The organism is Burkholderia sp. AU33803 (genome assembly GCF_002223095.1).
In the GTDB taxonomy this organism is placed as follows: Bacteria; Pseudomonadota; Gammaproteobacteria; order Burkholderiales; family Burkholderiaceae; genus Burkholderia.
This window is the reverse complement of the sequence record NZ_NKFJ01000007.1, coordinates 136,688-150,496: the sequence shown is the minus strand read 5'-3', so window position 1 is coordinate 150,496 and position 13,809 is coordinate 136,688. Positions and strand designations below refer to the sequence as shown.

General features: G+C 67.3%; 14 protein-coding genes. 12 read left to right on the top strand and 2 right to left on the bottom strand.

Translation table 11 applies throughout. The features are described from left to right. Window positions 1-82: 82 nt before the first annotated feature. Window positions 83-787: an SDR family oxidoreductase gene (locus tag CFB41_RS30255; protein ID WP_089459134.1), complete on the top strand. Its 705-nt coding sequence runs from the start codon at window positions 83-85 to the stop codon at window positions 785-787. A 64-nt stretch (window positions 788-851) separates the two neighbouring features. Here the strand turns inward: CFB41_RS30255 and fabV are convergent, their stop codons facing one another. Further along, window positions 852-2,054, bottom strand: coding sequence for an enoyl-ACP reductase FabV (fabV, locus tag CFB41_RS30250; protein WP_089459133.1), 1,203 nt, complete (start codon window positions 2,052-2,054; stop codon window positions 852-854). A 161-nt stretch (window positions 2,055-2,215) separates the two neighbouring features. Between fabV and CFB41_RS30245 the strand changes: the two genes are divergently transcribed. From CFB41_RS30245 to CFB41_RS30220, 6 genes are all read left to right on the top strand, one after another. Then, complete coding sequence (locus CFB41_RS30245) at window positions 2,216-2,749, top strand: GbsR/MarR family transcriptional regulator (RefSeq protein ID WP_011353812.1); 534 nt, start codon at window positions 2,216-2,218, stop codon at window positions 2,747-2,749. An 88-nt stretch (window positions 2,750-2,837) separates the two neighbouring features. Beyond that, entirely contained in the window at window positions 2,838-4,145 is a 1,308-nt protein-coding gene (locus tag CFB41_RS30240) for an SDR family oxidoreductase (protein ID WP_089459287.1), read from the top strand. Then, on the top strand, window positions 4,142-4,612 hold the full coding sequence (locus CFB41_RS30235) for a DUF2269 domain-containing protein (protein WP_089441480.1): 471 nt from the start codon (window positions 4,142-4,144) through the stop codon (window positions 4,610-4,612). The genes CFB41_RS30240 and CFB41_RS30235 overlap by 4 nt, the downstream gene beginning before the upstream one ends. A 100-nt stretch (window positions 4,613-4,712) precedes the next feature. Next, window positions 4,713-5,585, top strand: coding sequence for a thiol-disulfide oxidoreductase DCC family protein (locus tag CFB41_RS30230; protein WP_089459286.1), 873 nt, complete (start codon window positions 4,713-4,715; stop codon window positions 5,583-5,585). Continuing rightward, window positions 5,582-7,081 carry a TIGR01777 family oxidoreductase gene (locus tag CFB41_RS30225; RefSeq protein ID WP_089459132.1) on the top strand — a complete coding sequence of 500 codons (1,500 nt, stop codon included), beginning with the start codon at window positions 5,582-5,584 and terminating at the stop codon, window positions 7,079-7,081. Before CFB41_RS30230 ends, CFB41_RS30225 begins: the two co-directional genes overlap by 4 nt. A gap of 72 nt (window positions 7,082-7,153) precedes the next feature. After that, entirely contained in the window at window positions 7,154-7,777 is a 624-nt protein-coding gene (locus CFB41_RS30220; RefSeq protein ID WP_089459131.1) for a glutathione S-transferase family protein, read from the top strand. A gap of 89 nt (window positions 7,778-7,866) precedes the next feature. On the opposite strand, the gene CFB41_RS30215 is transcribed toward CFB41_RS30220, so the two are convergent. After that, a complete protein-coding gene (locus tag CFB41_RS30215; RefSeq protein WP_089459130.1) occupies window positions 7,867-9,267 on the bottom strand; it encodes a serine hydrolase in 1,401 nt (466 codons plus the stop codon). A 260-nt stretch (window positions 9,268-9,527) separates the two neighbouring features. On the opposite strand from CFB41_RS30215, the gene CFB41_RS30210 reads away from it, so the two are divergent. From CFB41_RS30210 to CFB41_RS30195, 5 genes are all read left to right on the top strand, one after another. Continuing rightward, window positions 9,528-9,947 carry an HIT family protein gene (locus CFB41_RS30210; protein ID WP_043181059.1) on the top strand — a complete coding sequence of 140 codons (420 nt, stop codon included), beginning with the start codon at window positions 9,528-9,530 and terminating at the stop codon, window positions 9,945-9,947. A 256-nt stretch (window positions 9,948-10,203) separates the two neighbouring features. Continuing rightward, window positions 10,204-10,368 (top strand): hypothetical protein, encoded by a 165-nt coding sequence (locus CFB41_RS38355; protein ID WP_011353821.1) that lies wholly within the window; start codon window positions 10,204-10,206, stop codon window positions 10,366-10,368. A 172-nt stretch (window positions 10,369-10,540) separates the two neighbouring features. After that, a complete protein-coding gene (locus tag CFB41_RS30205; RefSeq protein WP_089459129.1) occupies window positions 10,541-11,200 on the top strand; it encodes an isoprenylcysteine carboxylmethyltransferase family protein in 660 nt (219 codons plus the stop codon). 378 nt (window positions 11,201-11,578) lie between these two features. Next, complete coding sequence (locus CFB41_RS30200) at window positions 11,579-12,025, top strand: hypothetical protein (RefSeq protein WP_039349867.1); 447 nt, start codon at window positions 11,579-11,581, stop codon at window positions 12,023-12,025. 869 nt (window positions 12,026-12,894) lie between these two features. Next, window positions 12,895-13,731, top strand: coding sequence for a bifunctional allantoicase/(S)-ureidoglycine aminohydrolase (locus tag CFB41_RS30195; protein WP_039349877.1), 837 nt, complete (start codon window positions 12,895-12,897; stop codon window positions 13,729-13,731). Window positions 13,732-13,809 lie beyond the last annotated feature (78 nt).

Genomic DNA, 13,809 nt, shown 5'->3' with positions numbered 1-13,809 from the left:
AAAGGGCAGGCTGGTTTTCCACCGGATCTCACGCGCGCGGCGAGCCGGCGCGCATGAGATTCATCATGCGAAAGGAACGAACATGAAGATCGAAGGTGCAGTGGTGTTCATCACGGGCGCGAACCGCGGGCTCGGGCTCGAGTTCGCGAAGCAGGCTCTGGCGAGAGGGGCGCGCAAGGTTTATGCGGCGGCGCGCGATCCGGCCACCGTGACGCTGCCGGGCGTCGTGCCGGTGAAGCTCGACGTGACCGATCCGGCGGCCGTCGCCGCGGCGGCCGATGCCGCACGCGACGTCACGCTGCTGATCAACAACGCCGGCATCGCGCGGCTCGGCAGCCTGACCGACGACGGCGCGCCCGACGCGTTGCGCAATCACTTCGAAACCAACGTGTTCGGGATGCTGGCGATGTCGCGCGCGTTCGCGGGCATCCTCGCCGGGAATGGCGGCGGCGCGATCCTGAACATCCTGTCCGTCGCGAGCTGGGTGAACCGGCCGATCCTGGCGGGCTACGGCGTGTCGAAATCGGCTGCGTGGGCGCTGACCAACGGGCTGCGCCATTCGCTGCGCGAGCAGCACACGCAGGTCGTCGGGCTGCATGCGGGTTTCATCGATACCGACCTGACGGCCGGCCTCGACGTGCCGAAGGCCACGCCGGCCGACGTCGTGCGCCAGGCGTACGAAGCGATCGAAGCGGGAGAGGAGGAAGTGTCGACCGACGAGTTCACGCGGCAGGTGAAGGCCACGCTGTCGTCGGGCGTTTATCTGGAAGAACCGGCGCCGCGTTGAAGCCGCCGGTATCCCGAGCCCGCTGCCCTGGCTGCGCGTGCAGCGGGGGCGGCGGGCCGACCCATCAGACGGTGGTGTCGATGATGCCCGGGATCTTCACGTCCGGGTTTACGTCCGCGTCGTAGTCGACGCCGGCGATCTCGAAGCCGAACAACCGCAGGAACTCGGTCTTGTAGCCGGTGAAGTCGGTCAGCTCGTACAGGTTCTCGTTCGTCACGTGGTTCCACTGCGCGACGACCTTCGCCTGCACCTGCGGATCGAGCTCCTTGTAGTCCGCGCGCAGGCGGCCTTCTTCGTCGACGTGCGGCGTCGCGCCGTACAGGCTGTCCTTGAACAGGCCGTACACCTGCTCGATGCAGCCTTCGTGCGTGCCGGCTTCCTTCATCGTCTTGAACAGCAGCGACAGGTACAGCGGCATCATCGGGATCGCCGAGCTGGCCTGCGTGACGACCGCCTTCAGCACCGACACGCGCGCGTCGCCGCCGTGCGCGGCCAGCTTGTCGCGGATCGACAGCACCTTCTTGTCGAGATCCTTCTTCGCTTCGCCGATCGAGCCGTTCCAGTAGATGTCGTGCGTGATCTGCTCGCCGAGATACGTGAACGCGGTGGTCTTCGCGCCGTCGGCCAGCACGCCGGCTTCATCGAGCGCGTCGATCCACATCTGCCAGTCCTCGCCGCCCATCACGGCGACGGTGCCGTCGATCTCTTCCTGCGTCGCCGGTTCCAGCGTGACGTCGCGGATCACTTCCTTGTCGGTGTCGAGGCCGCGGAACGTGACCGTCTTGCCGATCGGCTTGAGCGTCGAGCTGATGGTTTCGCCCGTCTTCGGGTGCGTGCGGCGCGGTGCCGCGAGGCTGTAGACGACGAGATCGACCTTGCCGAGATCCTGCTTGATGGTGTCGATCGTGACCTGCTTGACCTTGTCGGAGAATGCGTCGCCGTTGATGCTGCGCGCATAGCGCCCCTTTTCGGCGGCGAATTTCTCGAACGCGGCGGTGTTGTACCAGCCTGCCGTGCCGGGCTTCGTCTCGCTGCCGGCACGCTCGAAGAACACGCCGAGCGTGTCCGCGTCCGAGCCGAAGGCGGCCGAGATCCGGGCGGCGAGGCCGTAGCCGGTCGACGCGCCGATCACGAGCACCTTTTTCGGGCCGTTGGCGATCGGGCCGTGCGAAGTCACGTAGTCGATCTGTTCCTTGACGTTGGCTTCGCAGCCGACCGGATGAGTCGTCACGCAGATGAAGCCACGCACGCGCGGTTTGATGATCATGGAAACCTCTTGTCTGAAAGGCAGAAAACGGCCTGAATTCGGGAAAATCCCGCGCATTGTAAAGGAAGCCGCCGATCGCGGGCGGGCGCCGCCGGAACCGGTCGGGTCGTCCAGTTATTTCTCTCTTGACAGAAATAACTGAAATGCCTAAATTTCACGTCATGGAACTCACACCGATTGCCGAACGATTCATTCTCCACTGGGGCGAAATGGGCTCGCGGTGGGGCGTCAACCGCACCGTCTCGCAGATCCACGCGCTGCTCTATCTGGCCGGCCGACCGATCGCGGCTGACGAGATCGCCGAGACGCTCAACGTGGCGCGCTCCAACGTCAGCACGAGCCTGAAGGAGCTTCAGGCGTGGCGGCTGGCGAAAGTCGTGCACGTGCTGGGCGACCGCCGCGACCACTTCGAGACGTCGACCGACATCTGGGAGCTGTTCAAGCTGATCGTCGAAGGACGGCGGCAGCGCGAGATCGAGCCGACGCTCACGGTGCTGCGCGACTGCCTGACGAATCCCGAGATCGCGAACGAGAGCCGCGAGACCGAGCAACGCATCCGCGACACGCTGCAGTTCGTCGAGACGCTCACGACCTGGTCGGACGAGATGCTGCGGCTCAAGCCCGATACGCTGATGAAGGCGCTCGGCATCGGCGCGAAGATCAGCCAGACGGTCAGGCGCAAGCCGTCGAAGTAAGCAGGACACGCGGTGCGGGCAGCCAGCCCGCTTTTTTTGGGGTTGTTATTTCTGTTTTTACAGAAATAACTGTAAATAGAGGATGAAAATGAACACCGCCTTGCCGTCGACCCGCCCGCCTGGCCGCACCGCGGCGCGCAGCATGACCGTGCTCGTGTGCGGGGCGAACGGCTTCATCGGGCGGGCACTGTGCGCGCAGCTCGAAGCCGGCGGCCATCGCGTGCTGCGCGGCGTGCGTCAGGTGGCCGGCCCGTCCGACGTTGCGATCGACTTCGCGAAGGACGTCGATCCGGGCGCGTGGCTCGCGCGGCTCGAAGGCGTCGACGTGGTGATCAATGCGGTCGGCATCCTTGCCGATCAGCGCGGCGCGACGCTCGACGCCGTGCATCGCGCCGCGCCGTGCGCGCTCTTCACCGCGTGCTGCCGCGCCGGCGTGCGGCGCGTGATCCAGATCTCGGCGCTCGGTGTCGAGCGTGGCGATACGCGCTACTTCGCCAGCAAGGTCGCGGCCGACCGCTTCCTGCAGACGCTGCCGATCGACTTCCGGATCGTGCGTCCCGCGCTCGTCTACGGCACGGACGGCGCGTCGGCGCGGTTTTTCCGGATGCTCGCGAGCCTGCCGGTGCAGGTGCTGCCGGCGGGCGGCCATCAGCGGCTGCGCCCCGTGCACGTCGACGATCTCGCCGAAGTCGTCGCGCGGTGCGTCGATGCGCCGGCGGCCGGCCACCCGGTGATCGACGTGGTCGGCACCGACGAAGTCGAATACCGCGAGATGCTGGCCCGCTACCGCGCCGCGCTGGGGTTTGCGCCGGCCGTTCGCATCGGATTGCCGGGCCCGCTGGCCGGTGTGGCGGCCGTGCTCCTCGGCACGCTGCCGGGCGCGATGTTCACGCGCGATACGTGGACGATGCTGCGTGGCGGGAACACCGGCGATCCGGCTGCCGCCACGGCGATGCTCGGCCGGCCGCTGCGCGGGATCGACGGTTTCATCGGCGCGGACGCCGCGGCGCTGCGTCGCGACGCGCTCGCGATGTGGCGTCGCCCGCTGTTGCGTGGCGCGCTGGCGATCGTGTGGATCTGGACGGCCATCGCCAGCGCCTTCATCCATCCGCTGCACGCGAGCCTCGCGCTGCTTGCACCCGCGCACCTGACGGGGCTGCCTGCGCTGATCGCGCTCTATGCGGCCAGTGCGCTGGACTTCGCGTTTGGCGTCGCAACCGTCGTCGCGCCGTCGCGCCGCCTGTGGGCCGCGCAAGCCGCGCTGATCGTCGCGTATTCGGCCGTCATCGCGGTCACGATGCCGGCCCTGCTCGCCGAACCGTTCGGCCCCGTGCTCAAGAACGTACCGATTCTCGCGATCCTGTTGATCCTTTTTTCAGAAGAAGAACACGCATGAATACCTATCTCGTCATCAAGGCGCTTCACATCCTGTCTTCGGTGTTGCTGGTCGGCACCGGGTTCGGCACCGCGTTCTACCTGTTCTTCGCGAACCGCACGCGCTCGGTGCCCGCGATCGCGGCCGTGTCGCGGCTCGTGGTGCGCGCGGACTGGTGGTTCACGACACCGGCCGTGATCTTCCAGCCGGCATCGGGCCTGTGGCTCGCGCACACGGCCGGCTGGCCGTGGGATACGCCGTGGCTCATGGCGTCGATCGTGCTGTACGCGATCGCCGGCGTGTGCTGGTTGCCGGTCGTGTGGCTGCAGGTCGAACTGGCCGCGATGGCGAAGCTCGCGCACGCGAACGGCGATGCCGCGCTGCCGGATCGGTACTGGCTTTACGCGAAGCGCTGGGAGCTGCTCGGCTATCCGGCGTTCTTCGCGATGCTGACCGTCTACTTCCTGATGGTGCTCAAGCCGATGTAAGTGCGTTGCCGCCGCTGCCCAGAAGCGGCGTTGTGGCACAGCGGAGAGCCGTCGATCGATTCGTGAAGCACGCGACGGGTAATAAGAAGGAATGCGAATCATGGAATCAAGTGAACTGGTGCTGTACTTCGACGGACGATGTCCGTTATGCGTGGCGGAGATCAAGCGTCTCGAGGCCCGCGACGCGCGACGCCGGCTGGCCTTCGTCGATATCGCCGAGCCGGGTTTCGATCCCGCGCCGCTGGGCGTCGACCTGCCCGCGCTGAACCGCGAATTGCACGCGCGTTTGCCCGACGGACGCATGCTGACCGGCGTGGACAGCATCCTGGCCGCCCAGGCGCTGACCGGCCGCCGCTGGGTCGTCCGGCTGCTGCGCGTGCCGGCCGTGCGCGGTGCGTTGGCGCTGCTATATCGCCGCTTTGCGCGCAACCGGCATGTGGTATCGCGCTGGCTCGGCTATCGCGCCGAAGCGCCGTGCGACGGAGCGGCGTGCGGTAGCGGTCGCGACCTTACTGCCGCACCCACGGCGGATCGTCCGGCGGGCGGCGCGGCGCGCCGCCTCGTGGTGACCTGGATGTACTGCGCGGCGCTTGCGCACCTGCTCGTCGGCATTGCCGTTCCTTGGGTTGCAAGCGCGCCGTGGCTCGACGCGTATCACCGCGTCATCGAACTGCATTTCTGGACGGAAAGGGCGCCGGACCCGGCGCGTACGCAGCAGATCTGGTGGATGTCGCTGATGGGCGCGACGGTGCAATGCGCGTCGGTCTGGATGCTGGCGCTCGTGCACCTCGGCAACAGGTTGCAGAAACGGGAAGTGTGGGGATGGCTGCTGGCCGGCCTGCTGATCTGGGCGCCGCAGGACATGCTGTTTTCATTGCAGGCCCGGGTATCGGGCCACGTGGCGATCGACGCGGCGGCACTCGTCGCGATGGTGCCGCCGCTTGTCTGGCTTTGGAGGAGGGACGCGGTATGAACACCCTGGCTGCTTACGACTGGGCGCTCAACCTGCTGATCGTGCAGGGCGCGATGGGCGCATTCGACACGCTCTATCACCATGAACTCACGCAGGATCTCCCGCACAGCCCGCGCGCGCGGCTCGAGCTGGGAATTCACGCAGTGCGCTCCGTGCTTTACGGTCTCGTGTTCGCATCGATCGCGAACGTCGCCTTTCACGGCGCGTGGGTCGCGGCTCTTGCGGCGGTGGTGGTGGTCGAGGTGGTGCTGACGTTGTGGGATTTCGTCGTCGAGGACCAGAGCCGCAAGCTGCCCGCGACCGAGCGCGTGCTGCACACGCTGCTGGCCGTCAACGGCGGCGCGCTGTTCGGGATGATCGCGATGCAGCTGGCCGCGTGGGCGCACGAGCCGACCGCGCTGCAGGCGATCGACCTCGGCTGGCGCGGCTGGTTGCTGAGCCTCTTTGCCGTCGGTGTAACGGTATCGGGGATCCGCGACGGAATTGCGGCCTGCCGGATCGCGCGACGCGAGCCGGTCGTCAATCCGTTCGCGGGGCAACTGCCGGGGAACGTGCTCGTCACCGGCGGGACCGGCTTCATCGGCGAAACCCTCGTGAACCAGTTGCTCGATGCGGGGAATACGGTCACGTTGCTGGCACGCGATCCGCTGCGCGCGGCCTACCAGTTTCACGGCCGCGTGCGCAGCGTCACGTCCGTCGAACAGCTGCGGCCGCACGAGCGTTTCGACACGGTCATCAATCTCGCGGGGGCGCCGGTGCTCGGCGCACGCTGGAGCAAGCGCCGGCAGGCGGTGCTGCTCGCCAGCCGCGTCGGCGTGACGGAATCGCTGATGCGCTGGGTCGAGACCGCCGAGGTCAAGCCGCGCACGTGGATCCAGGCATCGGCGATCGGTTACTACGGCGTGCGTCCTTCGGACGAGCGGCTCGATGAAAGCAGCAGCGCCGGCACCGGCTTCATGTCGGCGCTGTGCCGGCAGTGGGAGCAGTCGGCACAACCGCTCGAGCGTCATGGCGTTCGTTCGGTGGTGCTGCGGCTGGGCGTCGTGTTCGGCCCCGGCGGTGCGCTGCGCCCGATGCTGCTCCCGCATTACTTCGGGATGGGCGGGCGCTTCGGCGACGGCGCGCAGGTGATGAGCTGGATCCACCGGGACGACGTGCTGCGGATCATCGCGCGTGCGATGGCGAATTCGAGCATGCACGGCGTCTACAACGCGGTCGCACCCGCGCCATTGACCCAGCGCGAGTTCGTGCAGGTCGTGTCGAAGGTGCTGCATCGCCCGGCCTGGCTGCACGTGCCGGCCGCGCCGCTGCGCGTCGCGATGGGCGAGATGGCCGAGCTGCTGCTGGACGGCCAGCGCGTGATGCCGGCACGCCTGCATCAGGACGGATTCATGTTCCGGTTCCCGACGGCCGAGCATGCGCTGCGTGACCTGACGAATCGTCCGCATGCGGATTTTCCGCGTGCGGCCTGTCGTTTGCCCCGAGGTCGCGTATAAACTCGGCGTGAACGCGTTCGGCGCGTGTCGTGCGTCCCGAATGCTCCGCATCCGACCTCACAAGGAGACTGCATGCTGCACATCCTCGGCAAGATCCCGTCCATCAACGTCCGCAAGGTGCTGTGGCTGTGCACCGAGCTGAACCTGCCGTTCGAACAGGAAGACTGGGGCGCGGGCTTCCGCACAACCAACGATCCGGCCTATCTCGCGCTGAATCCGAACGGTCTCGTGCCCGTCATCAAGGACGACGATTTCGTGCTCTGGGAATCGAACACGATCATCCGCTACCTCGCGAACCGCTATGGCGGCGACGCGCTGTATCCGGCCGAGCCGCAGGCGCGCGCGCGGGTCGATCAATGGATCGACTGGCAGGGTGCGGACCTGAACCGTTCGTGGGTGGGTGCGTTCCTCGGCCTCGTGCGGAAATCGCCCGACCACCAGGACCCGGCCGGCATCGCGCAGTCGATCGCAGGCTGGACGAAGCACATGCAGGTGCTGAACGCGCAGCTCGAAGCGACCGGTGCGTACGTGGCCGGCAACAGTTTCACGCTCGCGGACATTCCGATCGGCCTGTCGGTGAACCGCTGGTTCGGCACGCCGTTCGAGCATCCGGATTTCCCGGCGGTGAAGCGCTATATCGAACGTCTCGCGACGCGCGAAGGCTTCCAGAAATACGCGGGCAGCGCGAACCCTTGATGTGTCGCAGGTCGTGTGCGATGTGGCGGCGTGGCAAGCGCCACCGCGTTCGCGTCACGACCGATATGCACGGGCCCTCGGGCCCGTTTTCATGCGCCGGGCGCCGGCACGGCGTCGAGCACGCGCGCAAGAAACGCCTCGTGATTCCACGCGGATTCCGGCCGCGACAGCCCGAGCCGCACGACCACCAGTTGCCGGCTCGGCACCACGCTCACGAACTGGCCTTCATGGCCGACCGCATGAAACGCGTCGGCCGGCATCGCGACCGCATGCGGATCGCGATCGTTGAACGGCTCCGGCACCTTGACCCACAGCTGCGCGCCATATTCCTGTCGCTCCGACTGCGGCGTCGTGCGCGTCAGGTAGCGTACCCAGCCTTCCGGCAGCAGCCGCTGCCCGTCCCACACGCCGTCCTGCAGCAGCAACTGCCCGAAGCGCGCCCAGTCGCGCGCGCTCGCATACATGTACGACGGGCTGACGAGCGTGCCGGACGCATCGGGTTCGAACACCGCGCTGCGCATCCCGAGCGGCGCGAACAGCGCGCGGCGCGGTAACGCGAGGTAGTCGGCGTCGTTGCCGCCCAGTGCCTCGCGCATCACGCGTGCGAGGATCGCGCTCGTGCCGCTCGAGTAGGACCACCGCGTGCCGGGTGTCGCGGCGAGCGGCTTCGCCGACGCGAACCGCGCGGTATCGGGTTGCGCATACAGCATCAAGGCGACGTCGGATAGCGGGTCGTCATAGTCCTCGTTGAATTGCAGGCCGCTCGTCATGCGCAGCAGCGCGTCGAGCGTGATGGCCGCGCGCGGATCGCCGCTGCCGCGCCATTCGGGGAGCAGCGCCGACGCATCGGGCGACAGCTTGTGCTGCGCGACGAGCGTGCCGACCAGCGCGGCCGTGACGGTCTTCGTCATCGACCAGCCGGGCAGCGGTGTGTCGGCGGTGAAGCCGGGCGCATAGCGTTCGGCGATCACCTGGCCGCGCCACATCACGACGACCGCGCGCGTGCGCCGCGGCCGCGCCGGATCGGGTTCGTCGAACGCGCGGTCGAGCGCGGTCTGCAGCTTCTGCGCGTCGATGCCGGCCGGCAGCGTGGCCGGTGCCGGCCGGGTGGACGGCGGATCGGGGAGCGGCGGCAGCGCGGCCGGCAACGCGCCGGGCGACGGCCCGAGCGCGAGCGTGCAGCCGAGCCCGGGCCGGAAGTCGGCTTCGCGTTCGGCGAAGCCGGCGAAGGTCGCCGTCGCGCGATGATGGTCGGGATCGATCGACGGGTGTACCAGTTTCAGCAGTGGATGCACGCCGGCCATGATGTCGACGTCGATCACGGACGCGGCCGGGCGGCCCGACACGTACACGCCGGAACACAGCGCCTTCGCCGCATAGCCGGTCGCGATCGGCGCGAGCCGGGACAACATATAGCCCGTGTAGCCGACCGCCGCGACGACGGCGAGCGCGACGCCGCGCAGGATCAGCTTCTTGAAGGGGATCGTCATGCGCGAGCGTCCTCGGTGGCGTGCCGGCAGGCAGCGATGCGGCAGTGTCTCAGGTTCGGGCGATGCGTTGCAATCGCGGTGGCCTGACGCGCGATGGCGACCGGGCGGTGGCCCGTGCGTTACGCGTCCTGTGCCCTGCTCGACGATTCGGCCGTCACCGCATGGTGAACGAGTTGAAAACGGCCCCGCCGTCGGCCGATAATCGTCCGGCATCGCTTTTCTTTCCCACTCTCCCAGTCCAACCGTCATCGGAAAACGCCATGTCCTACGACAACAACAACCCGTTCGCCAAGATCCTGCGCGGCGAACTGCCGTGCGTGAAAGTCGCGGAAGACGACGCGACCCTCGCGATCATGGATCTGATGCCGCAGGCCGACGGCCACGTGCTCGTGATCCCGAAGGAGCCGGCCGCGCAGATCTTCGAGTTGTCCGGCGATGCCGCCGCGGCCGGCATTCGCATGACGCAGCGCGTGGCGGCGGCGGTGCGCGCGGCGCTCGAGCCGGACGGCGTGTTCATCGGCCAGTTCAACGGCGCGGCCGCCGGCCAGACGGTGCCGCATGTGCACTTCCACGTGATCCCGCGCTGGGAAGGCGCCGAGCTGCGGATGCATGCACGCGAGATCGCCGACGCGGCGACGCTCGAAGCGCTCGCGCAGCGCATTCGCGCGCGTTTCGTGTAACGCGTCGATTGCACGCGGCGACGGCACGGCTTGACGCACCGGCCAGCCGTCGTGCCAACGCCTGTTTCAGCGGTCATGCGAGGTAACACGTGTAACCGCCGGCGAAACTCGGCCCGGCCCACCCGGCGCTAGACTCCGCGCATTGCTTCACCGAGCGACAGGAAGGGCGGATCGCCTCTTCGTGCCGGCCGCCGCCCTTCACGGCGGCAAGGCTCTTCGCGAGGTGCCATTCGTCTTTCGCGCCGGGAATCGAGCCATGACCAGACTTCTCATCACGCTTGCCCTGATCGGCGGCCTGTCCGGCTGCTATGTCGCGCCGCCGTACGGCTATGCACCCGCGCCGGCCTACTACGGCTATGCGCCGGCGTATTACGCGCCGCCCGTCAGCGTCGGCATCGGCGGCAACTTCCGCATCCGCTGATCGGGCATTGGGCGCAGGTGCTGGCCGCGTCGGTCAGCGCCGACGCGTTGCGCCGGAGACGCGCGCGGAGTCGCGTATCGCATGACGGCGGTGCGCTGCGCTGCGCAGCGCGGCGTGCGCGCGCTTCCTATACTTCACAGGAAAGCGCATTCCGCGTTCCGGTGAGGCAGCCATGGCAGTCACCCGCAAGATCGCAGTCGCGTCGGCCCTCTCCACGCTCGTCTACCTCGGGCTCGCGGTGCTCGGCAGCGGCGGGTTCGCGGCGTTCTTCTCGCATCCACAGCTGACCGTCATCGTCGTCGCGACGCTCGCGATGGCCGTCGCCGCGCTGTTCACCGAAGGCAACCTGAGCAGCGGCGAGCGCGAGAATCGCGACAACCGCTGGGTGCTCGCGGCGTTCGGGGTGAGCGGGTTCCTGCTCGCATACCTGCCTGCGCTCACCGACCGGCTCGACTTCTGGACTTTCGGCGGCGACGCGGTGCGCTGGATCGGCGTCGTGCTGTACATCGTGGGCGGTGCGCTGCGCATCTGGCCCGTATTCGTGCTCGGCAAGCGCTTCAGCGGGCTCGTCGCGATCCAGCCGGGCCATACGCTCGTGACCGATGGCATCTATCGTCGCATCCGCAACCCGAGCTATCTCGGCCTGGTCGTCAATTCGGTCGGATGGGCGCTCGCATTCCGATCGGGTGTCGGCTTGCTGCTGGTCGTGCTGACGATGGTGCCGCTCGTCGCGCGCATCCGCTCCGAAGAGGCGCTGCTGCGTGCGCAGTTCGGCGCCGAATACGACGCGTATTGCGCGCGGACCTGGCGTCTGCTGCCGGGCGTGTACTGACCCTCTTCATTGCTTCCCCACACCGTTTTCGGGCGCCGCCCACGATTCGTTCCCGATGTGTTGCCACGTGTGTCGCAAACGTGCGACGCCGTGCATCGGCGGCCTGTCGTTCCACAGGGCCGGACCGGCGGCGGAGCCAATGCTGGCGCGGGTTTGCGGGCGTTCGGGTGCAGCCGTTCGAACGCGCTTATTCGTAAACAACTTGTTACCAGAATGTCCACGGCAAGGATGTGGGACCGGTGCTATTCTTCGCCGCAAGCTCAATGAAATGAATTGGTCCGCGGTTCGGCACAATGCCTGACACGACGTCGATCGATTCAGATCGTCGTACCGAGCGGACCTTCAATAACCAGATTGCGAACAAGGAAGAATACGGGAATGTGGAAGAAAATCGCCCCCGCTCTCGTCGTCGCCGCTTTGACCGGCGCGACTGCACTGCCGGCCATGGCAGGTGACATGAACAACGCGCTTGGCGGCGCGCTCGGCGGGGTAGCCGGCGCAGCGGTCGGCGGTGCGCTCGGTGGCAGCACGGGCTCGGTGATCGGCGGCGCCATCGGCGGCGGCGCGGGTGGCGCGGTGACGTCGAACCGTCACGAGCGCACCGGCGCGATCATCGGCGGCGCCCTCGGCGGCGGCGCAGGTACCGCGGCAGGCAACGCGATGGGCGGCCGCACGGGCGGCCTGCTGGGTGCGGCGGTCGGCGGCGGCGCCGGCGCGGCGCTCGGCGGCAACATGTCGCGCAGCTCGTACGAGCGCGATTACGGTGGTCGCGGCGATCGCGGCTACCGTCACCGCAAGCATCACCATCACCGCGACTGGGACTGATCGTCGCTGGCGCAGCCCGGTGCGTGAACCGCGCACCGGCGCGCCGACGGCGTCGGCACCCGACGCGAGATTCGGCCCGGCGGCCTGCCGGGCCGTCATCGCCGGCCAGACCGGCGAATTCCTTCCGGCTTCGTCAGCCGCGACCCGATGCCCGATCGACGGGCCGGCAAGTTTCTCTCCTCGTTCTATTTCCCCGTTTTCCGACTACATCGCCTGTCTTGACTGAATGCGTCCGGGGCGTGCCGATATCGTTCGCGTTCCGTTCGATTTCTGTTGGCCCGTTCTTCGGCGTGACGACGGCTCAACACTGGCGCGGTGCGACTTGCTGCCGTGCGCACGTTGGCGCGATCCAGTCTGCGTAACCGGATGATGTATCGCGAACCGCGTATGCAACTGCAGCGGCTTTTCACTTGCCCCTCCGGCGTCCCGGCGAACGTGCGCGCTGCCCCGCCCGTCAGGATTTCCCTGATAGCCAGACCGTCGCTTCGCACTTCCTCACCGCGTATCACGGCTGCCGGCTGGTAGTGGGAAATCGAATGCAATCCATCGCAACATTTAATTGGTCGATTGCGAACGACTTCGCTATCGTCGGCGATGCTCGCGTACGGCATTGCACCGTGCCGCTGGCCGCGCCTCGCCGCATGATCGCGAGCGCCACGGCCCGGTCGCCGGCCCCACAAGCACGGGCCGACGCCGTCCGAAGAACCGGACGAACCCGTCGCGAAGCCTGGCCGACCGAACGAAGGCGCATGCGCCTTCAAGCCACCCCGGCAACGATGTCCCGCCGCCGCATGCGTGCCCCACGCGCGTACGTGCCGCCCGATGCCGTTGGCACCCGGGGCCGGACCAACCCATTGCCTGGATGCACTATGTCTAAGACAACGTATTACGCGCCGCACGGTGGCCACCCGCCGCAGACCGATCTGCTGACCGATCGCGCGATGTTCACCGAGGCGTACGCGGTGATCCCGAAGGGTGTGATGCGCGACATCGTCACGAGCTGGCTGCCGTTCTGGACGAACACGCGCCTGTGGGTGATCGCCCGCCCGCTGTCGGGTTTCGCGGAAACCTTCTCGCAGTACATCGTCGAAGTGAACCCGGGCGGCGGTAGCGACAAGCCCGAGCAGGACAAGAACGCCGAAGCCGTGCTGTTCGTCGTCGAAGGCGAAGCCGAGCTGACGCTGCAAGGCACGAAGCACGTGCTGAAGCCGGGCGGCTATGCGTTCATTCCGCCGGGCGCGGACTGGACGCTGCACAACGTCAGCGATGCAGCGGTGCGTTTCCACTGGGTGCGCAAGCACTATCAGGCCGTCGACGGCATTCCGCTGCCGGAAGCCTTCGTGACCAACGAGCAGGACGTCGAGCCGATCCCGATGCCGGGCACCAACGGTGCATGGGTGACGACGCGCTTCGTCGACATGAGCGACATGCGCCACGACATGCACGTGAACATCGTGACGTTCGAGCCGGGCGGCGTGATTCCGTTCGCTGAAACGCACGTGATGGAGCACGGGTTGTATGTGCTCGAAGGGAAGGCTGTTTATCGACTGAACCAGGATTGGGTCGAGGTCGAGGCCGGTGACTTCATGTGGTTGCGTGCTTTCTGCCCGCAGGCGTGCTATTCGGGTGGGCCTGGGCGGTTCCGTTATCTGCTGTACAAGGATGTGAACCGTCACATGAACCTGTTGCTGAATCCGGCGCGGTAAGCGTCGTTCAGGCAGTTGGATGTGAAAGCCCGCCGGTGAATGCCGGCGGGTTTTTTTTCGGGATCTTCGTGGGTTTCC